Origin of the sequence: Pseudomonas sp. CC120222-01a (assembly GCF_003097235.1) — a bacterium.
Classification (GTDB): domain Bacteria; phylum Pseudomonadota; class Gammaproteobacteria; order Pseudomonadales; family Pseudomonadaceae; genus Aquipseudomonas.
Window position 1 is genome coordinate 63,746 of sequence record NZ_QEQQ01000004.1, and the last position, 19,221, is coordinate 82,966.

At 63.3% G+C, this 19,221-nt stretch carries 16 protein-coding genes; 6 read left to right on the forward strand and 10 right to left on the reverse strand.

Translation table 11 applies throughout. From position 1 onward, the window contains the following. Nucleotides 1–29: 29 nt before the first annotated feature. The gene (locus N430_RS07405) at nt 30–1,772 is read left to right on the forward strand and encodes an autotransporter assembly complex family protein (RefSeq protein WP_110635563.1); all 1,743 of its coding nucleotides are present in this window, start codon (nt 30–32) and stop codon (nt 1,770–1,772) included. Then, on the forward strand, nt 1,769–5,443 hold the full coding sequence (locus tag N430_RS07410; protein WP_110635339.1) for a translocation/assembly module TamB domain-containing protein: 3,675 nt from the start codon (nt 1,769–1,771) through the stop codon (nt 5,441–5,443). Before N430_RS07405 ends, N430_RS07410 begins: the two co-directional genes overlap by 4 nt. A gap of 5 nt (nt 5,444–5,448) precedes the next feature. Here N430_RS07410 and N430_RS07415 read toward each other — a convergent pair whose 3' ends face one another. From N430_RS07415 to N430_RS07430, 4 genes are all read right to left on the reverse strand, one after another. Further along, nucleotides 5,449–6,006 (reverse strand): DUF2589 domain-containing protein, encoded by a 558-nt coding sequence (locus N430_RS07415; protein ID WP_110635336.1) that lies wholly within the window; start codon nt 6,004–6,006, stop codon nt 5,449–5,451. Between the two features lie 73 nt (nt 6,007–6,079). After that, nucleotides 6,080–6,742, reverse strand: a complete 663-nt coding sequence (locus tag N430_RS07420; RefSeq protein ID WP_110635333.1) for a DUF2589 domain-containing protein — start codon at nt 6,740–6,742, stop codon at nt 6,080–6,082. A 54-nt stretch (nt 6,743–6,796) separates the two neighbouring features. After that, complete coding sequence (locus N430_RS07425; RefSeq protein ID WP_110635329.1) at nt 6,797–7,177, reverse strand: Mor transcription activator family protein; 381 nt, start codon at nt 7,175–7,177, stop codon at nt 6,797–6,799. Nucleotides 7,178–7,409: 232 nt separating this feature from the next. Next, on the reverse strand, nt 7,410–7,868 hold the full coding sequence (locus N430_RS07430; RefSeq protein ID WP_110635325.1) for a hypothetical protein: 459 nt from the start codon (nt 7,866–7,868) through the stop codon (nt 7,410–7,412). Nucleotides 7,869–8,015: 147 nt separating this feature from the next. Between N430_RS07430 and N430_RS07435 the strand changes: the two genes are divergently transcribed. Then, the gene (locus N430_RS07435; RefSeq protein WP_003248064.1) at nt 8,016–8,204 is read left to right on the forward strand and encodes a hypothetical protein; all 189 of its coding nucleotides are present in this window, start codon (nt 8,016–8,018) and stop codon (nt 8,202–8,204) included. 35 nt (nt 8,205–8,239) lie between these two features. Here the strand turns inward: N430_RS07435 and N430_RS07440 are convergent, their stop codons facing one another. Further along, entirely contained in the window at nt 8,240–8,614 is a 375-nt protein-coding gene (locus N430_RS07440) for a fe2+ zn2+ uptake regulation protein (RefSeq protein ID WP_110635322.1), read from the reverse strand. 203 nt (nt 8,615–8,817) lie between these two features. On the opposite strand from N430_RS07440, the gene N430_RS07445 reads away from it, so the two are divergent. Further along, nucleotides 8,818–11,130: an acylase gene (locus tag N430_RS07445; protein WP_110635319.1), complete on the forward strand. Its 2,313-nt coding sequence runs from the start codon at nt 8,818–8,820 to the stop codon at nt 11,128–11,130. Between the two features lie 120 nt (nt 11,131–11,250). Here the strand turns inward: N430_RS07445 and N430_RS07450 are convergent, their stop codons facing one another. Then, the gene (locus N430_RS07450) at nt 11,251–11,973 is read right to left on the reverse strand and encodes a UDP-2,3-diacylglucosamine diphosphatase (RefSeq protein ID WP_110635315.1); all 723 of its coding nucleotides are present in this window, start codon (nt 11,971–11,973) and stop codon (nt 11,251–11,253) included. Continuing rightward, nucleotides 11,970–12,473, reverse strand: a complete 504-nt coding sequence (locus N430_RS07455) for a peptidylprolyl isomerase (RefSeq protein WP_110635311.1) — start codon at nt 12,471–12,473, stop codon at nt 11,970–11,972. The genes N430_RS07450 and N430_RS07455 overlap by 4 nt, the downstream gene beginning before the upstream one ends. Nucleotides 12,474–12,721: 248 nt before the next feature. Between N430_RS07455 and N430_RS07460 the strand changes: the two genes are divergently transcribed. Together N430_RS07460 and cysS are read left to right on the forward strand one after the other, a co-directional pair. Then, the gene (locus N430_RS07460; protein ID WP_110635308.1) at nt 12,722–14,425 is read left to right on the forward strand and encodes a glutamine--tRNA ligase/YqeY domain fusion protein; all 1,704 of its coding nucleotides are present in this window, start codon (nt 12,722–12,724) and stop codon (nt 14,423–14,425) included. 9 nt (nt 14,426–14,434) lie between these two features. Further along, complete coding sequence (gene cysS / locus N430_RS07465; RefSeq protein WP_103447067.1) at nt 14,435–15,817, forward strand: cysteine--tRNA ligase; 1,383 nt, start codon at nt 14,435–14,437, stop codon at nt 15,815–15,817. Between the two features lie 138 nt (nt 15,818–15,955). Here the strand turns inward: cysS and N430_RS07470 are convergent, their stop codons facing one another. From N430_RS07470 to N430_RS07480, 3 genes are all read right to left on the reverse strand, one after another. Further along, nucleotides 15,956–17,347, reverse strand: a complete 1,392-nt coding sequence (locus N430_RS07470) for a HAMP domain-containing sensor histidine kinase (protein ID WP_110635305.1) — start codon at nt 17,345–17,347, stop codon at nt 15,956–15,958. Continuing rightward, a complete protein-coding gene (locus tag N430_RS07475; RefSeq protein WP_103447069.1) occupies nt 17,325–18,005 on the reverse strand; it encodes a response regulator transcription factor in 681 nt (226 codons plus the stop codon). The genes N430_RS07470 and N430_RS07475 overlap by 23 nt, the downstream gene beginning before the upstream one ends. 146 nt (nt 18,006–18,151) lie before the next feature. Continuing rightward, the gene (locus N430_RS07480) at nt 18,152–19,171 is read right to left on the reverse strand and encodes a branched-chain amino acid aminotransferase (RefSeq protein ID WP_060514178.1); all 1,020 of its coding nucleotides are present in this window, start codon (nt 19,169–19,171) and stop codon (nt 18,152–18,154) included. Nucleotides 19,172–19,221 lie beyond the last annotated feature (50 nt).

The window sequence follows — 19,221 nt, forward strand, 5'->3', positions numbered from 1 at the left end:
GAGCGCCTGGCTCTGGTAGCATGCGCCGCATGACGTATTCAGGAAGACTAACCTGGGGCCTGGTTTTCTGGGCCGCCAGTTTTGCAGCATGGGGCCAGAGCGAGTTGCTGGTGAAGGTAAAACCTGCCAACAAGGAGCTCAAGGCCAATGTCGAAGGCTACATTGGTACCCTTGGTGACCGCGATGAAGAAGCGCTGCTGCGTTTCAGTCGCGGGGCTCAGGAGCAGGCGCGCAAGGCCGCGCAGGCACTTGGCTACTATCAGGCGCAGATCGACACCGAGGTCAAGCCGCCCGCCAAGGCCGACCAGCACCCACAACTGATCATCAAGATCGACCCCGGCGAGCCGGTGCGCCTGCGCAACGTGACCGTACGTATCGAAGGGCCGGCCAGCGAGATGAAGGCCTTTCGCGTACCTGACAGCCGCGCCCTGCGCGCGGGCGAACAGCTCAATCACGGCCTGTACGAAGACGCCAAGCGGCTGATCCAGAACCAGGCTTCGCGCTATGGCTTCTTCAATGGCCACTTCACCCGCCAGCGCCTGGCAGTCGACCCTCAGGCCGGCGTGGCCGATATCGAACTGGTTTACCAGAGCGGTCCGCGTTATCGCCTCGGGGCCGTGAAATTCAGTGGCGACACGCCGCTCGACGAAGACCTGCTGCAGCGCATGGTCTCGTTCAAGCCCGGCACGCCCTACGACTCCGAACTGATCGCCCAACTCAACAACGACCTGCAATCGAGCGGCTATTTCGAAGGCGTGCGGGTGGATGCCGCGCCCACCGCAGCGGTAGGCGAAGACATCCCGGTGGACGTCCGCCTTGACACCCGCAAACCGCGCACAATGGGCTTGGGCCTGGGCTTCTCGACCGACGTCGGGCCGCGTGGCAAGGCCAACTGGACGCGGCACTGGGTCAACCCGCAAGGCCACAGTTATGGCTGGGAAACCGAGCTTTCGGCACCGCGGCAGAACGTCGGCTTGTGGTACGACGTGCCCCTGGACCCACCCTTGACCGACAAGCTGCGTTTCGCCGGCGGCTACCAGAACGAGGAAATCGCCGGCACCGACACCCTCAGCAAGCTGCTGACCGTCGGCCCGGAGTGGCACAGCAAGCTGGCCAGCGGCTGGCAGCGGGTGATCTCGCTCAAGTACCAGCGCGAAGAGTATCGCCTGGGCGACGATTCGGGGCTGAGCAACCTGTTGATGCCGGGCGTGAGCTTTTCCTACCTGCGCAGTGACAACCGCATCGACCCGCACAACGGCTACCGCTTGCAGTTCGACACCCAGGTGGCCAAGGAAGGGCTGGTGTCCGACACCAACCTGTTGCATGGCAATGTCCTGCTCAAGGGGCTGACCACCCTCGGCCACAACCACCGCTTCCTCGGCCGGGTGCAGTTCGGTGGCAGTGCCACCAATGGCTACAAGAACAACATTCCGCCGTCGCTGCGCTTCTTCGCCGGTGGCGACCAGAGCGTGCGCGGCTACGACTACCAGACCCTGTCGCCGAAGAACAGCGACGGCGACCGCATCGGTGGCCGCTACCTGGTCGCCGGCAGTGTCGAGTACCAGTATTCGCTGGCCGAAAAATGGCGGGTGGCAACCTTCATCGACCAGGGCAACGCGTTCAACACGTTGGAGTTGCCCAGCCTCAAGACGGGGGTCGGTATCGGTGTGCGCTGGGTGTCGCCGGTAGGGCCGCTGCGCCTGGACCTGGCCAAGGCGCTCGATGACGACGGCGGTATCCGCCTGCACTTCTCCATGGGGCCTGAGCTGTGATGCGTGTGTTGAAATTCATTCTGCTGGGCGTACTTGGCAGTGTGCTGCTGGTGGCCCTGGCCCTGGGCCTGTTGCTGGGCACCGAAGGTGGCAGCCGCTGGGCACTCGGCCGGGTGCTAGGGCTGACGATCGACGATTTCCAGGGCCGCTTGGCGGGCACCTGGCAGGCCAGCCATTTGAGTTGGGTCGATGGCGGCAACACTGTGCAAGTGGAGGCGCCGCTATTGAGCTGGTCGCCGGCATGCCTCATGCGTGCCACGCTGTGTATCGACCAGTTGCATGCCCAGCGGGTCGACATGGCCTTCGCGCCAAGCGATCAGCCGGCCGATAGCGCTCCGCTGCAGTTACCTGCGCTGCGCTTGCCAGTGGCGATCGAGGTGGGCGAGGTAAAGGTTGAGCAGTTGCGCCTGGATGGCAGTGATCTGCTCGGCGACCTGCACCTGGCGGCGCATTGGACCGCGAGCGGCCTGCGCATCGACAGCCTGCAGCTGCAACGTGACGATTTGCGCCTGCAAGTGCAGGGTGATGTGCAGCCTGAGGACGATTGGCCGGTGCAGCTGCAAGGCCAGGTGCAATTGCCAGCGGTAGAGGGCAAGGCATGGCAGCTGGCGCTGAACGCAACGGGTGAGTTGCAGAAAACCCTAACCCTCGATGCCACCAGCAGCGGCTACCTTGATGCCCGCCTGAACGGGACGGTACAGGCGCTTGCCGAACACTTGCCGGCAAAACTGCAGATTCGCGCCGACGCATTCAAACCAACGGCTTCGTTGCCCGACACGTTGCAACTCAACCAGCTCGTGCTGGATGCCCAGGGCGACCTGCTCAAGGGCTATCAACTGTCTGGTAGCGCCAGCCTGCCGGCCGAGCAGGCACCGATCGCACTGGCACTGACCGGCAAGGTGGACGCCAAGGGCGCCAAGCTGGATGCGCTGGACCTGACCGCCAGCGATACCCAGCGCGTCAAGCTGCAGGCCAGTGCTGACTGGCAGCAGGCACTCAAGGCCGACGCCCAACTGGAGTGGCAGGACTTTCCGTGGTTGCGCCTGTACCCGCTGGAAACACCGCCGCAGGTTACCCTCAAGCGATTCAATGCCCAGGTTCAATACCAGGAGGGCAAGTACCAGGGCACCTTCAACGGTGACCTCGACGGCCCGGCCGGGGCGTTCACCCTGGCCAGCCCGTTCGACGGTGACCTGGGCCAGGTGCGCTTGCCGCAGCTGGCGCTGACGGCCGGGCAGGGCAAGGCGGCGGGCAGCGTCGCGGTGCGCTTCGCCGATACCCTGGCCTGGGACGTCGACCTGCAGTTGTCGGCCCTCGACCCTGCGTACTGGCTCGCCGAGCTGCCCGGCACCCTGGCCGGGCCGCTGCGCAGCAAAGGTGAAATGAAAGGCGAGCAGCTCAGCCTGGATGCCCAGCTCGACCTCAAGGGGCGCCTGCGCGGGCAGCCGGCGGTGCTCAAGGTCGAGGCCCAAGGGGCCGGGCAGAACTGGACGCTCGGCGCCCTGGCCGTGCAATTGGGCGATAACCGGATCAACGGCAGCGGCAGCTTGCAGCAGCGCCTGGCCGGCCGTGTCGACCTCAACCTGCCGCGGCTCGGCCAACTCTGGCCGAGGCTGCAAGGGCAGGTAACAGGGCGCCTGGACGTCAGCGGCACGCTGAACGCGCCGCAGGGCAACCTGACCCTGCAGGGCCAGCAACTGGCACAGGAGGAAAACCGCCTCCAGCGGCTTGATCTGGAGGCCCGTCTGGACAGCGCTCAACGGGGCGTCATCGACCTCAAGGCCAACGGCATCCGCCTGGGCGACACGCTGCTGGGCACCTTGCAGGCCAATGGCAAGGGTGACATCCGTCAGCAGGCGCTGACCCTGGCCCTGGATGGTCCGCAACTCAAGCTCGACTTGGGCCTGGATGGTCAACTGAACAAAGGCGACTGGCGTGGCCGCCTGGCCAGCGGCAGGATCCAGGCCGGCGGCCAGGACTGGCAGTTGCAGGCCCCGGCCCGCCTACAGCGATTGGCCAGTGGCCAGATGGACTTCGGTGCACACTGCTGGCGCTCCGGTCAGGCCAGCCTGTGCGGTGAGGACCAGCGCCTGGCGCCCGAACCGCGTCTGCGCTATCACCTCAAGCAGTTCCCGCTGGAAAGCCTGGCGCAATGGCTGCCGAAGGACTTCGCCTGGCAGGGCATGCTCAATGCCGACGTGAACCTGGATATTCCGGCCAGCGGCCCGAAAGGCACCGTGCGTATCGATGCCAGTGGCGGTACGTTGCGCGTTCGCGACAAGGGCCGCTGGATCGACTTCCCTTACCAGGCGCTGCGCCTGGACAGCACACTGGCGCCACGCCGGGTCGATACGCGCCTGGATTTTCGCGGCGAACGCCTGGGTGAACTGAGCCTGAACACGCGCCTCGATCCGCTGGGCAAGGACAAACCGCTGTCGGGCGACTTCCGCCTGGCTGGGCTGGACTTGTCGATTGCCCGTCCGTTCGTGCCGATGGTCGAGCGGCTAGCCGGGCAATTGAATGGCAGCGGGCGCTTGACCGGTACGTTGCTGGCGCCACAGGTCAACGGCAACCTCATGCTCAGTGGTGGCGAGGTCAGTGGTGGCGAGTTGCCGGTCAGCCTGCAGGACCTTTCGCTGCAGGCCTTGATCGCCGGCGAGCAGGTGCAGCTCAACGGCGGCTGGCGCAGTGGCGACGCCGGGCGCGGCCAGCTCAACGGTCACCTGACCTGGGGCCAGGCCCTGGGCATGGACCTGCGTCTGCAGGGCCAACACCTGCCCGTGACCGTCGAGCCCTACGCCACACTGGACGTCGCGCCAGACCTGAACCTGCGCCTGATCGACGACAAGCTGGCGGTGACCGGCAAGGTGCTGGTGCCCAAGGGCAAGATTGTTGTGCGCGAATTACCACCCTCGACCGTCAAGGTCTCGGATGACACGGTCATCGTCGGCCACCAGACCGAAGAGGGTAAACCGCCCATGGCGATGGCCATGGACATCGACGTGGTCGTAGGGCAAGACACGCTGTCGTTCAGCGGCTTCGGCCTGACCGCCAACCTGCTTGGCCATGTGCACATCGGCGACAACATGGACACCCGTGGCGAACTGAGCCTGGCCGATGGTCGCTACCGTGCCTACGGCCAGCGCCTGACCATTCGCCGCGCACGGCTGCTGTTCGCCGGGCCGATCGACCAGCCTTATCTGGATATCGAGGCCATCCGCAAGGTCGACGATGTGATTGCCGGTATCCGCCTGAGTGGCAGTGCCGAGCAACCGACCACCACGGTGTTCTCGGAACCGGCCATGAGCCAGGAGCAGGCGTTGTCCTATCTGGTGCTCGGCCGCCCGCTGGGGACTACCGGTGAGGACAACAACATGCTTGCCGAAGCGGCATTGGGTCTGGGCCTGGCGGGCAGTGCCGGGCTTACCGGCAGCCTGGCCTCGGGCCTGGGGATCGATGACTTCCAGCTGGACACCGAAGGCTCCGGTAACAGTACCAGCGTGGTGGCCAGCGGCAACCTGACCGAGAAGCTCAGCTTGCGCTACGGGGTCGGGGTTTTCGAGCCGGCCAACACCATTGCGCTGCGTTACAAACTGAGCAAGAAGGTGTATCTGGAGGCTGCCAGCGGGCTGGCAAGCTCCCTGGATATTTTCTACAAGCGAGACTTCTGAGGGGCTCAGCGTACGGTGGCGGCCTCGATGAATTCGTTGGTTTCGGCGGGGGCAGGCGCGTCTGGCATGCGTATGGGCGTGATCAGCTTGGTGTATTCCTCGATCAGGCGGTTTAGTGCCTCGGGTGGTTCGCTGGCATGAAACTGCATGCGGATCTGCACTTCGTCAGGGTCCCGAGCTTCGCCCTGACGGCCTTGCGCGCCGATCGTCACTTTGAAACTGGCGGCACCAGCCTGTTCACATTCCTCGCGCAAGGCACGTAGCCCCTCGGTGGCGTTTACCCGTACCGACAGGTCCACCTGCATGCGCTCCAGGGTCAGGCCTTTGGGTGCTACCAGGGCGAACAGCGGCACGCGCATGACGTGCCTGTCGTCCATGGCGACCTCGACCATCTTCGCCTTCATCGGGCTTCCGAGTGCCTGGGTATCGCAGTCGAAAAATTGATCGAACAGGTTGATGTACTGCTGGGCGATCAGGCTGTTGCTGGCCGCAGCGGCTTCTTGAAGACCGCGGGTGATATCCCGCAGGTCGATGGCGGTCATGGGGGCTGGCGGGGTATCCATGGGGCAGGCTCCTGAGGCAGGAAGAGGCCCCGCCGGCAGGGGCGGGGCGGTCGATCAGGCATCGGGATGACGGTCAGGCGGTAGTGGAAGCATTGCCCGCGTCGCGCTCTAAGGCGGGCGGGGTTTTCAAGGTGTCGGCTTGCGAGATCGAGTCCTGGCTATCCAGGGTTGAGGTCTTGACCACTGTTGGCTTGGTGGCGGCTTCGGTGAGGAAGTCGATTACCCGCATCATCGCCTCCGGTGGATCCTGGCGACGCAGTGAGGTACTGAATGCATAGCGTGCCCGGGTATCGGACTTGCGGGTTTGTGTGGATTTGCTGCTGATACTGCCTTTCACATCCAGTTTGAACGGGCCCCAGCCCAGCGAGGCAGCCAAGTCGCCGCTCTTGCTCGATTCGCTGAAGTCCTCGGCCATCTGACTGATGGTCAGTTCGAACTCGACGCTACCTTCTTCGATGGTGATGTTCGGGTGGGTGATGGCTGCCAGCAGTGGCACCTTCATGGATTTACTGACGATGCCTTTGTACTCGCCTTGTTCGTCAACGATGGTTTCGTCGTAGTCGAACTGGATGGCAACGGCTTTGCCATCTTGCACGCACACCTGCATGAGGAAGTCTGCATAGGATTTGCTGGCTGTGACCTGCGCCTGCACCATGGCTTGTAGCGGCGCAGCTATCATGCGGTCCATGGGGAGGGCGTTGATGACCGATCCGATGAGGCTGTTGTCGATGGACATGGATGTCTTCTCTTTTTTCAGGTTTTAGGATGCGGCTACGATTGGGACGTGATGTCAGCGGGAGCAGTGTTCCTGCCGGCGGATGTTGCCGATCTGGCGCAGGCTCAAGCCGTACTTGTTGGCCAGCAGGCTGCGTGACAGGCCGTTGGCGCTCTCCTTCTGGATTTGCAGGTTGCGCAGCTGGCGCAGGAAGTGGTCTGCCTTGGGGATTTCCAGGGCCACGCCGGCAAAGCGTTTGATCAAGGCGTCGAGCGCGTCGGCCGGGAGTACATCGATGAGCTTGGTGCGCTCGCGATGCTTGGGGATGTATTTGGGCCTGCCGCCGTAGGCGCAGGTCAGGTGGTAGGCGTGTTCAAGGCCAATGCATTCGATCAGGGCCTGCAACGAATGCGGTAATTGGCTGATGTCGATGGATGAAAGATCTGGCAGTTCCATATGAGACTTCCTCGCGGTGGTTGGGGCGCGATGCCTGTCGTTGGCATGGGGGAATTCTCGGTGAGCGCCGAATGATGCCGCTAGGCGCCAAGTGGGCTGGTGGTTGTAGCTTTGGTGAGCAGGGCTTGCAGGCAACGATGTCTCTCAATGTAGGAAGTTGCCTTTGTGCTGCCATGCAGGCCCGATTTCTCGTTGGATTGCTTATCCATCGAGCGAGTAAGTCCAGCCCCCCTCATTCACATGGATAACTGCTCAGGAGGCTTGCACCTGCAAGGTAGGCATGCGCGTTACTGGGCTGTACTTGTGGCAATGTGCGCCAGTCGATGACCAGGCAAAGGCTGCTCAATGGCTGGTTATCGAGCATGCCTATGACCCTGTCGGGAAAGATTCGCCGATAGCGGGCGGCGGTATTGCCCAGGGGCTCGACCTGATCCGCCTGCGCCAACGCCTGGCGAGCCAGCTCTTTCAGCAGCGGGTGCGGGATGGTGAAGTAGGCATGGCCGGGCCTGGCTTGCAGATGCCCGGCTGCACGGGTTCTTTGCCATAGTTGTTGCCATTGACTGTTGCCTGCATGGGCAGCCAGCTGACCACCTAGCTCAAGCAAGCGCTCAGGCGCCGTCTGGCGGGTGTCCAGGGCCTGGATGGGAAGTGATGGAGCGAACAGTATGAAGAACAGCGCGAACCTGCGCATGGTGCCTCCAGCATGGATGGGGGAAACCCCATGCTTTCAGGCCTGACTTGCCACGCTAAGCAGGAAATACAGCGCTGCAAGGCGTCGCGTTGTATCATTGTCGCCGCTCGTTGTGAGCAAATGCCCCCGATGTTGAAGGAATTTTCGATGACACACGTGCAGCGCCTCAAATACTCGCTTCTGATCATCCTGGTGGTGCTGGGCCTCATGCTGGGCCTGTCGCATCTGCAGAAGCAAGGCACGATCAGTGAGCAGACCTTCCAGATGCTGGCCATTGCCATCGCCGTGGTCGTGGTGGTGATCAACGGGATTCTGCGGCGCAAGGTCAAGCCCTGACGCCTGCCGGCCGGCCACGCCAGGCCGGCCTTCAGTCAGCGCGGCAACGGCTGCTCGAGCACGGCGCGTGCTTCTGGCTTGAGGCTGTAGCACTTGTCGCTGCCAAGGCTGATCACACCCTCCGTGCACAGCCGCTTGAGCACTTCGCGTACGCTCAGGAACGACAGCGGTATGTCCAGTTGTTCCAGTTGCGCATGCACGCCGCGTACGCCAATGCTGCGCCCGGTGCGGTCTGCGTTGTACAGCGCATCGATCACCTTCAGGCGAATAAGGCTGGTACGCAGGCCGTATCCGCGCAGCAGTTCGCGAATCTGCACGTTGCCGGCACGCTCGTCCACGCAGGCGGCCGCTCCGTCGGCAGCTTTGCCCAGGGCGCGTCCGCTCTGCACTGAGGGTTGCGGGTTGTACATGTGAATGCTCCTTTTCGTGGACTGTCCCGAAATATGGGTGGCTCACTGATTAGGACGAATGAGAACGGCAAATCTGCAGCTTCTGACTGAAAAAAGATTTCTGCCGGTTTTTCTTAAAGACGGTTCGCGGCGCGCCCGCGCGTAAAATTTTCATCCAGCCATTCGTCTGATCGGGAATGACCCCCTGAATCCGAGGAGTGCCCGTGTTGCCAATTTCGCGTCCCTTGACCTGTGCCAGCCTGGCGGCTGCCCTGGTCGCCTCCAGCGTAGCCGTGCAGGCGCGGGAGCCCAGCGCTGATGCCAGTGCGCAGATCCGCCGTACCAGTTTTGGCGTGCCGCATATCGTTGCCAAGGACGAGCGCGGCCTGGGCTATGGCATTGGTTATGCCTATGCCCAGGACAACCTGTGCCTGCTGGCCAACGAAGTGTTGACGGTCAACGGTGAGCGCTCGCGCCATTTCGGCGCCCAGGGCAAGACCCTCGAGCAGCGCGACAACCTGGCCAGCGACCTGTTCTTTACCTGGCTCAACACGCCGGCGGCAGTCAGTGACTTCATGCAGGCCCAGCCAGCGCAGGTGCGAGAACTGCTGGAGGGGTATGCCAGCGGTTTCAACCGCGCCCTGGCTGAGCGACGCAGCCAAGGCCTGCCAGCGGAATGTGGCGATGGCCAGTGGGTACGCCCGATCACCAGTCAGGACCTGGTCAAGCTGACCCGTCGCCTGTTGGCCGAAGGCGGTGTGGGCCAGTTCGCCGAAGCGTTGGCGGGCGCCCAGCCCCCCAAGCTGGCAGCCCAGCAAGCAGCCCCGGCCTTTGACGTGGCACTGGCCCAGCAGCAGCGCTTCGCCTCCGAACGCGGCAGCAACGCCGTGGCCGTGGGGGCGCAGCGCTCGGCCAATGGCCGTGGCCTGCTGCTGGCCAATCCGCACTTTCCGTGGATGGGCGGCATGCGTTTCTACCAGATGCAGCTGACCATTCCTGGCAAGCTGGATGTGATGGGGGCCGCCTTGCCTGGCCTGCCTGTGGTGAACATCGGCTTCAACCGCCACCTGGCCTGGACCCACACGGTGGATACCTCGAAGCACTTCACCCTGTATCGCTTGCAACTGGACCCCAAGGACCCGACCCACTACCTGCAGGATGGCAAGTCGATCCCCATGGCACGGCAGACTGTGAGCGTCACGGTCAAGGCCGCCGATGGCTCGCTCAGCCAGGTCGAGCGCCAGGTCTACAGCTCCAGTTTCGGGCCGGTGGTGCAGTGGCCCGGTCGACTGGATTGGGACACCCAGGCGGCCTATAGCCTGCGCGATGCCAACCTGGACAATACGCGCGTGCTGCAGCAGTGGTACCGCATCAACCAAGCCGACAGCCTGGATGCCCTCAAAGGGTCCATCGAGCAGTTGCAGGGCATCCCATGGGTCAACACCCTGGCGGTCGATGCCGCAGGCAAGGCGCTGTACCTGAACCAGTCCGTGGTGCCTTATGTCGATCAGCAACTGCTGAGCGAATGCAGCAACCCGGCGGCGCAAGGCCCGCTGGTGGTGCTGGACGGGTCGCGCAGCACTTGCCAGTGGAAGGTCGATGCCCAAGCCGCGCAGCCTGGTATCTTCCCGGCGCGGATGCTGCCAAGCCTTGAGCGCAACGACTTCGTGCAGAATTCCAATGACCCGGCCTGGATGGCCAACCCGGCCCAGCCGCTGACCGGGTTCTCGCCCTTGATCAGCCGCAGCGACCAGCCGCTGGGCATGCGCGGGCGTTTCGCCCTCGAGCGCCTGCAAGGTAACGCCAAGCTGGGCGTCGATGACCTGCAGCGCATGGTGCTGGATGACGACGTGTACCTGGCCAGCCTGGTGCTGCCCGACCTGCTGCAGTGGTGCAAAGGGGTTGAGGCAGACCTGCAGGCCGTGTGCGCCAGCCTCGCCGCGTGGAATGGCAAGGCCGATCTGAACAGTGGTGTCGGCCTGGTGCATTTCCAGAACATGGTCGAGAGCATGGCCAAACACCCGCAAAGTTGGCGCGTGGCCTTCGACCCGGCAGACCCGCAGCACACGCCGCGTGGCTTGGCGGTGGAGCAGGCAGCGGTACGCAAACTGTTGCGCGAGGCGGCCTTGGCGTCACTGCAGCAAGTGGCCAAGGCGGGTGTGGAGGAGGGCAGCCGTTGGGGGCAGATCCAGCAGGCCGCCGATGGTACGCCGGTACCGGGCGGGCCGCAGCAGCTGGGGGTCTACAATGCGATGTTCAGCGTGCCGCACGGGCCGGGCAAGCGCCTGGTGGTCAGCGGTACCAGCTATCTGCAGTTGGTGAGTTTCACTGAAAATGGGCCACAGGCGCGTGGATTGCTGGCGTTTTCGCAGTCCAGCGAAGCCGGTTCGGCGCATTTCAGCGACCAGACCAAGGCGTTTGCCGCCAAGCAACTGGCAGCGTTGCCGTTTACCGAGGCACAGATCAAGGCGGACCCGGAGTATCGGCAGTATGTGATCAGTGAGCGGGACAAAGGGGCGGTGGCTAGCCGGCCTTGAGGTTATAGCCTGCACTGGCCTATTCGCGGGCAAGCCCGCTTCCACAGGATTACACCGCCTGTAGCCTTGGTGCGGTTCCTGTGGGAGCGGGCTTGCCCGCGAAAGGGTCGACTTGATCTGTCAGGAAAACTCGAACGGCTCCAGGGCAAAGCCTTGCCCATCGACCTGCAAGGTCCAGCCCCTGCGGTCCCAGTCCCCCAGCACAATGCGCCGTGCCGGTTCGCCATCCACCACCAGCTTGTGAATCGCCGGTCGGTGGGTGTGACCATGCACCAGCGTGCGCACGCCGTGCGCCGCCATCACCTTCGGCACTTCGTCCGGCGTAACGTCGACGATTTCGGTAGCCTTCATGCGCGTCTGCGCCCGGCTTTCGCTGCGCAGCTTGCGCGCCAGTTTCTGCCGGGTGGCCAGCGGCAGGTGCCGGAGGATCCACAGGCTCACCGGGTTGCGCAGGTAGCGGCGCATCTTCATGTAGGCCAGGTCGCGGGTGCACAGGGTGTCGCCATGCATCAGCAGCACCTGTTCACCGCCCAGCTCGATCACGCTCGGGTCGGCCAGCAGCGTGCAGCCGGCGGCCGTGCAGAAGTCCTGGCCAATCAGGAAGTCGCGGTTGCCATGCATCAGGTAGATCGCCGTGCCGCTGTCGCTGAGCTGGCGCAAGGCCTGGCAGATCGACTGCTGGAACGGGGTCATGGCATCGTCACCGATCCACGCTTCGAAGAAGTCACCGAGGATGTACAACGCCTTGGCGTGACGGGCGCGACCGTCGAGCAGATCAAGAAACGCCCGGGTAATGTCCGGGCGTTCTTCTTGCAAATGCAGATCAGAGATCAGCAGGATCACTCAATGATCTCGGCTTTCTCGATGATCACGTCTTCTTTCGGCACGTCCTGGTGGCCGGACTTGGAGCCGGTGGAAACGCCCTTGATGGCGTCGACCACTTCACGACCTTCGATCACTTCGCCGAATACCGCGTAGCCCCAACCCTGCACGTTCTTGCCGCTGTGGTTGAGGAAGTCGTTGTCGGCGACGTTGATGAAGAACTGTGCGGAAGCGGAGTGCGGCTCCATGGTGCGGGCCATGGCGATGCTGTACTTGTTGTTCTTCAGGCCGTTGTCGGCTTCGTTCTGAATGCTGGGACGCTTGTCACGTTTTTCATTCATGCCTGGCTCGAAACCGCCGCCCTGGATCATGAAGTTGTTGATCACGCGGTGGAACACGGTGTTGCTGTAGTGGCCGGCGTTGACGTATTCGATGAAGTTGGCCACGGTGATCGGGGCTTTTTCAGCGTTCAGTTCAATGACGATGTCGCCGTGGTTGGTGGTCAGTTTGACTTTGGACATGCTGAAATTCGCTCTTTCAAGGCATACGGGAATAGGTTGCGCAGGGCGCGTGTAGTCACCTGACGCAGGATCGGGCAACCGCGACACATGTTCATGGCACATGGCGCACGGCGATCATTTTGCACGGATCGCGATAAATCGCGCCAGTTTGTCGGTGCCCGGCTGTCAGCAGCTTGACTGCTTCGGCTATGATAGGCCCTTTGATTCAATCGGCCTACCCAGGCCGGACACGTGCATTCAAGGATCCTATGAGCAAGCCCACTGCCGACAACGCGCCCAACGCCGCTGCCAAAGGCGCCCCCGCTGTCCCTGCGAACTTCCTGCGGCCGATCATCCAGGCCGACCTGGACTCGGGCAAGCACAGCAGCATCGTCACCCGTTTCCCGCCGGAGCCCAACGGCTACCTGCACATCGGCCACGCCAAGTCGATCTGCGTCAACTTCGGCCTGGCCAAGGAATTTGGCGGTGTCTGCCACCTGCGCTTCGACGACACCAACCCGGCCAAGGAAGACCAGGAATACATCGACGCCATCCAGAGCGACGTCAAGTGGCTAGGCTTCGACTGGGCCGGCGAAGTGCGCTATGCCTCCAACTACTTCGACCAGCTGCACGACTGGGCCGTTGAACTGATCAAGCGTGGCAAGGCCTATGTCTGCGACCTGACCCCTGATCAGGCCAAGGAATACCGCGGCAGCCTGACCGAGCCTGGCAAGAACAGCCCGTTCCGCGAGCGCGGCGTCGAGGAAAACCTCGACCTGTTCGCGCGCATGAAGGCCGGCGAGTTCAAGGACGGCGAGCGCGTGCTGCGTGCCAAGATCGACATGGCCTCGCCGAACATGAACCTGCGCGACCCGATCCTGTACCGCATCCGCCATGCCCACCACCACCAGACCGGTGACAAGTGGTGCATCTACCCGAACTACGACTTCACCCACGGGCAGTCGGACGCCATCGAAGGCATCACCCACTCGATCTGCACCCTCGAGTTTGAAGGCCACCGCCCGCTGTACGACTGGTTCCTCGACAACCTGCCGGTACCGGCGCACCCGCGTCAGTACGAGTTCAGCCGCCTGAACCTGAACTACACCATCACCTCCAAGCGCAAGCTCAAGCAGCTGGTCGACGAGAAGCACGTCAGCGCCTGGGATGACCCGCGCATGTCGACCCTGTCGGGCTTCCGCCGTCGTGGCTACACCCCGGCGTCGATCCGCAACTTCTGCGAAATGATCGGTACCAACCGTTCCGACGGCGTGGTCGACATGTCGATGCTCGAGTTCAGCATCCGTGACGACCTCGACCGCACCGCACCACGCGCGATGTGCGTACTGCGCCCGCTGAAGGTGGTCATCACCAACTACCCGGAAGGCCAGGTCGAGCAGCTTGAACTGCCGCGCCACCCGAAGGAAGACATGGGCGTGCGTGTGCTGCCGTTCGCTCGCGAGCTGTACATCGACCGCGACGACTTCATGGAAGAGCCGCCGAAGGGCTACAAGCGCCTGGAGCCAGCCGGTGAAGTGCGCCTGCGCGGCAGCTACGTGATCCGCGCCGACGAGGCGATCAAGGACGCCGACGGCAACATCGTCGAACTGCGCTGCTCGTACGACCCGGACACCCTGGGCAAGAACCCGGAAGGCCGCAAGGTCAAGGGCGTGATCCACTGGGTGCCGGCTGACGGCAGCGTCGAGTGCGAAGTACGCCTGTACGACCGCCTGTTCCGCTCCGCCAACCCGGAGAAGACCGAAGATGGCGGCAGCTTCCTCGACAACATCAACCCGGATTCGCTGCAAGTGCTGACCGGCTGCCGCGCCGAGCCGTCGCTGGGCCAGGCACAGCCTGAGGACCGCTTCCAGTTCGAGCGCGAAGGCTACTTCTGCGCCGACCTCAAGGACAGCCAGCCGGGTCGCCCGGTGTTCAACCGCACCGTCACCCTGCGTGACTCCTGGGGCAGCTAAGGAATCGCCGTGCTTACCATCTACAACACGCTGAGCAAGACCAAGGAAGCCTTCAAGCCGCTCGATGGCAACAAGGTGCGCATGTACGTGTGCGGCATGACCGTGTACGACTACTGCCACCTTGGCCACGGCCGCAGCATGGTGGCGTTCGACCTGGTGACCCGCTGGCTGCGTAAAAGCGGCTACGACCTGACCTACGTGCGCAACATCACCGACATCGACGACAAGATCATCAACCGCGCCAACGAGAACGGCGAGGCGTTCGACGCCCTGACCGCGCGCATGATCGACGCGATGCACGAGGACGAGCGCCGCCTGAACATCCTCAAGCCGGACCTGGAACCGCGTGCCACCGACCATATCGCCGGCATGCACGCGATGATCCAGACCCTGATCGACAAGGGCTACGCCTACGCGCCGGGCAACGGCGACGTGTACTACCGGGTCGGCAAGTTCGTCGGCTACGGCAAGCTGTCGCGCAAGAAGATCGAAGACCTGCGCATCGGTGCGCGCATCGAGGTCGACGAGGCCAAGCAGGACCCACTGGACTTCGTCCTCTGGAAAGGCGTCAAGCCGGGCGAGCCTTACTGGGATTCGCCGTGGGGCCCGGGCCGTCCGGGCTGGCACATCGAGTGCTCGGTGATGTCCACCTGCTGCCTGGGCGAGAGCTTCGACATCCACGGTGGCGGCAGCGACCTGGAGTTCCCGCACCACGAGAACGAGATCGCGCAGAGCGAGGCAGCCACTGGCAAGCAGTACGCCAACAGCTGGATGCACTGCGGCATGATCCGCATCAATGGCGAGAAGATGTCCAAGTCGTTGAACAACTTCTTCACCATCCGCGACGTGCTCGACAAGTACCACCCGGAGGTGGTGCGCTACCTGCTGGTGGCCAGCCACTACCGCAGCGCCATCAACTACTCCGAAGACAGCCTGCGCGACGCCAAGGGCGCCCTGGAGCGCTTCTACCACGCCCTGCGTGGCCTGCCACGGGTTGCTGCCAAGGGTGGCGAAGCGTTCGTCGAGCGCTTCAGCGTGGCGATGAACGACGACTTCGGTACTCCGGAAGCCTGCGCCGTGCTGTTCGACCTGGTGCGCGAGATCAACCGCCTGCGTGACAGCGATGTCGATGCAGCGGCTGGCCTGGCCGGTCGCCTGCGTGAGCTGGGTGATGTGCTGGGCGTGCTGCAGTTGGAGGCCGATGACTTCCTGCGTGCCGGTGCCGAAGGCAAGGTCGATGCAGCTGAGGTGGAAGCCTTGATCCAGGCGCGCCTGCAGGCGCGTGCGGACAAGAATTGGGCGGAATCCGACCGCATCCGTGACCAGATCACTGCCATGGGCGTGGTGCTGGAAGACAGCAAGGGTGCCACCACCTGGCGCCTGGCTGACTGATCGGCGTAACTGGGGCTGCTTTGCAGCCCTATCGCGACACAAGGCCGCTCCCACAGAGACCGCGCATGCATCAGGTGCTGCGCTATCCCTGTGGGAGCGGCCTTGTGTCGCGATAGGGCCGCAAAGCGGCCCCAACTTTTACTTGGCTAGCCCGGCAAGCGGGCAATGTAGCACCAGCTTGGCCCCACCCATCTCGCTCTCGCCAATCTCCAGCCCGAACCCGTGCAGGTCGACGATCGCCGCAACGATCGACAACCCCAGGCCGAACCCGGAATGGCGGTGGCCTTCGTCGCTGCGATAGAACCGCTTCAACACCGCAGTCCGCTCCTCTTCGGGAATCCCCGGCCCACTGTCTTCAATGGCAATGTGTACACCCAGCTCATCCTGAGTCGCCTTGATGGCAACCCGACCCTCTTCGGGTGTGAACTTGATGGCATTGCCCACCAGGTTGGCCAGCGCTTCGAACAGCAACTCGCGATCACCATGCAGCGCCGGCAACTGGGCAGGCTGTTCAAGATTCAGGCGGATGCCGCCATCTTCGGCCAGCGGCAGATAGAAATCGTGCAGTTCCACCAGCAAGTCGTGCGGATCGAGCTGAACGAAGCCGGCGCGACGCTGGCGGTCTTCCAGCTCGCTGATACGCAGCAGGCCACGGAAGCGTGCCATCAGCGTGTCGGTCTCGCCGATCGCCTGGTCCAGCGCTTCGGCTTGTGGCGAGTCGTGCGCGCTCTGCTGGCGAATACGGTACAGCTGGGCCCGCAGGCGGGTGAGGGGGGTGCGCAGGTCGTGGGCAATGTTGTCGCAGACGCCTTTGACCTCGTGCATCAGCCGTTCGATGCGGTCGAGCATGGCGTTGACGATATCGGCCAGCATGTCCAGCTCATCGCGGCGCGCCGACAGCGGCAGGCGGTGGGTGAGGTCGCCGGCGACGATCAGCTCGGCCTGGGCCTGAATGGCACGAATGCGCTTCAGCGGCCGGCGGCGCAGCAGGTACCAACCGGCAAACCCCGGAATCAGGGTCAGCGAGATACCCCACAACAAGGCATGCAGGATGATGCGGGTGACCACGAACAACGAGCCATTGTCGCGGAACAGCACCAGCCAGCGGCCATCCTGCACCTGGATCGCCACGGCATCGCAGCTGTCACGTGGCATGTGCGGGTCGTCAGCGTCCAGGCAGCGTTTGAGCTCGTGCACCTTGCCGTCCAGGCCAAGGTCAGGGGGAATCGCGCGAATGCGCCCGCCCACCGGGTTGAATTGGGCGTCGAACAGGCCGTAGGCATCGAAACTGCGCTCTTCGAACGCCTGGCTGGCGATCAGGGCATCGTCCAGCTGCTTGCCACTCATGTGCGCGAACAGGTGCTGGCGTTGCAGCATGGAGTGGCGGGTGAGCTTGTTCAGGTAGCTGGAAACCTCGAAATACAGCACCCCCATGAGGATGCTGCTCCAGGCCACGAACAGGAAACTGTACAGCGCCAACAGGCGACTGGTGGACGAACTCCAGCCCTTAGACGGGTTCAGCAATGGCATAACCCGAGCCCCGTACCGTACGGATCAGCGGCGACTGGCCGGCGGAGTCGATCTTCTTGCGCAGGCGGCCGATATGCACGTCGATCAGGTTGGTGCCCGGATCGAAGTGGTAGCCCCAGACTTCCTCGAAGATCATCATCCGCGTGATCACCTGGCCGCTGTGGCGCATCAGGTATTCCAGCAGCTTGTACTCGGTGGGCAGCAGGTTGAGGGTGTGCTCGCCGCGGCGGGCCTCGTGGCTGATCAGGTCCAGCTGCAGGTCGGCGACCTGCAGGCGGGTCTGGGTCATGGGTACGCTGTTGCGCCGCAGCAGCACTTCGACCCGCGCCGCCATCTCGTCCGAGGCGAACGGCTTGGTCAGGTAGTCGTCGCCGCCGGCACGCAGGCCGCGCACGCGCTCGTCCACGTCGGACAGGGCGCTGATCATCAGGATTGGCGTCGCGATCTTCAGGTTGCGCAGGGTGGTGACGATCGTCAGGCCATCGACCTCGGGCAGCATACGGTCGACGGTGATCAGGTCGTAACCGCCGGCAATGGCCTTGGCCAAGCCCTCGCGGCCATTGTCGGCCCAATCCACTTCCAGGCCGTGGCTGGAGAGTTCGGCGACGATTTCCTGGCCGGTGACGGCGTCGTCTTCGATGGTCAGTACGCGTGGCATGCTCGTTCCTGGGCGTCTATTTGGAGATTTGATTGTGCCAAAGAATAGCCAAACAGCGATTTAAGAAAAATTCATCTACGCCGGATAAAACAAAACGGGGCATGCCAGTGTCTGGCATGCCCCGTCGATCAGCGTGGCGCAGCGGCTCAGGCGACCTTGACGATCCAGCCTGCCGGTGCTTCCACGTCACCGCTCTGGATACCGGTCAGCTCGTTATAGAGCTTCTGGGTGACCGGGCCGACTTTTTCCAGGTCGTGGAACACGTGCAGCTTGCCGTTGTACTCGATGCCACCGATCGGGGTGATCACCGCAGCGGTACCGCAGGCGCCGGCTTCGATGAAGCGGTCGAGCTTGTTGATCTCGACGTCGCCTTCGATCACGGTCAGGCCCAGGCGCGATTGCGCCAGCTCCATCAGCGACAGGCGGGTGATGCCTGGCAGTACCGAGGCCGATTTCGGGGTGACGAACTCGTTGTTGGCGGTGATGCCGAAGAAGTTGGCCGAACCGACTTCCTCGATCTTGGTGTGGGTCAGCGGATCGAGGTAGATGGCGTCGGCGAAGTTGGCCTTCTTGGCTTCAGCGCCCGGCTGCAGGCTGGCGGCGTAGTTGCCACCGACCTTGGCTGCGCCAGTGCCCTGAGGGGCGGCACGGTCGAAGCTGGAGATCTGGAAGTTGTGCGGCTTCATGCCGCCCTTGAAGTACGAGCCAACCGGGATGGCGAAGACCGAGAAAATGAACTCGGGGGCGGTGCGCACGCCGATGTTGTCGCCGGTACCGATCACGAACGGGCGCAGGTACAGGGCGCCTTTGCCGTGTGGCGGGACGAACTTCTCGTTGGCCTTGACCACTTGCTTGCACGCTTCGATGAACACATCGGTCGGCACCTGCGGCATCAGCAGGCGCGCGCAGCTGCGCTGCATGCGGGCGGCGTTCTGGTCTGGGCGGAACAGGTTGATCGAGCCGTCCTTGCAACGGTAGGCCTTGAGGCCTTCGAAGCACTGCTGGCCATAGTGCAGGGCGGTGGAGCCTTCACTGATGTGCAGCACGTTGTCTTCGGTCAGGGTGCCTTTGTCCCACTCACCATTGCGCCATACGGACAGGTAGCGCTTGTCGGTCTTGATGTAGTCGAAACCCAGCTTGTCCCAGTTAATGCTTTCGTTACTCATGACACCCTCGATTGTCTTGCAAGTGCCCGATCGCTCGGGCTGCTGTTATA

Bases quoted from the DNA above. Each gene is read 5' to 3' on its own strand.
- N430_RS07405 (WP_110635563.1), top strand. From the start codon at position 30: ATGACGTATTCAGGAAGACTAACCTGGGGCCTGGTTTTCTGGGCCGCC.
- N430_RS07415 (WP_110635336.1), bottom strand. From the start codon at position 6,006: ATGGATACCCCGCCAGCCCCCATGACCGCCATCGACCTGCGGGATATC.
- N430_RS07420 (WP_110635333.1), bottom strand. From the start codon at position 6,742: ATGTCCATCGACAACAGCCTCATCGGATCGGTCATCAACGCCCTCCCC.
- N430_RS07425 (WP_110635329.1), bottom strand. From the start codon at position 7,177: ATGGAACTGCCAGATCTTTCATCCATCGACATCAGCCAATTACCGCAT.
- N430_RS07430 (WP_110635325.1), bottom strand. From the start codon at position 7,868: ATGCGCAGGTTCGCGCTGTTCTTCATACTGTTCGCTCCATCACTTCCC.
- N430_RS07435 (WP_003248064.1), top strand. From the start codon at position 8,016: ATGACACACGTGCAGCGCCTCAAATACTCGCTTCTGATCATCCTGGTG.
- N430_RS07440 (WP_110635322.1), bottom strand. From the start codon at position 8,614: ATGTACAACCCGCAACCCTCAGTGCAGAGCGGACGCGCCCTGGGCAAA.
- N430_RS07455 (WP_110635311.1), bottom strand. From the start codon at position 12,473: ATGTCCAAAGTCAAACTGACCACCAACCACGGCGACATCGTCATTGAA.
- N430_RS07460 (WP_110635308.1), top strand. From the start codon at position 12,722: ATGAGCAAGCCCACTGCCGACAACGCGCCCAACGCCGCTGCCAAAGGC.
- N430_RS07470 (WP_110635305.1), bottom strand. From the start codon at position 17,347: ATGCCATTGCTGAACCCGTCTAAGGGCTGGAGTTCGTCCACCAGTCGC.
- N430_RS07475 (WP_103447069.1), bottom strand. From the start codon at position 18,005: ATGCCACGCGTACTGACCATCGAAGACGACGCCGTCACCGGCCAGGAA.
- N430_RS07480 (WP_060514178.1), bottom strand. From the start codon at position 19,171: ATGAGTAACGAAAGCATTAACTGGGACAAGCTGGGTTTCGACTACATC.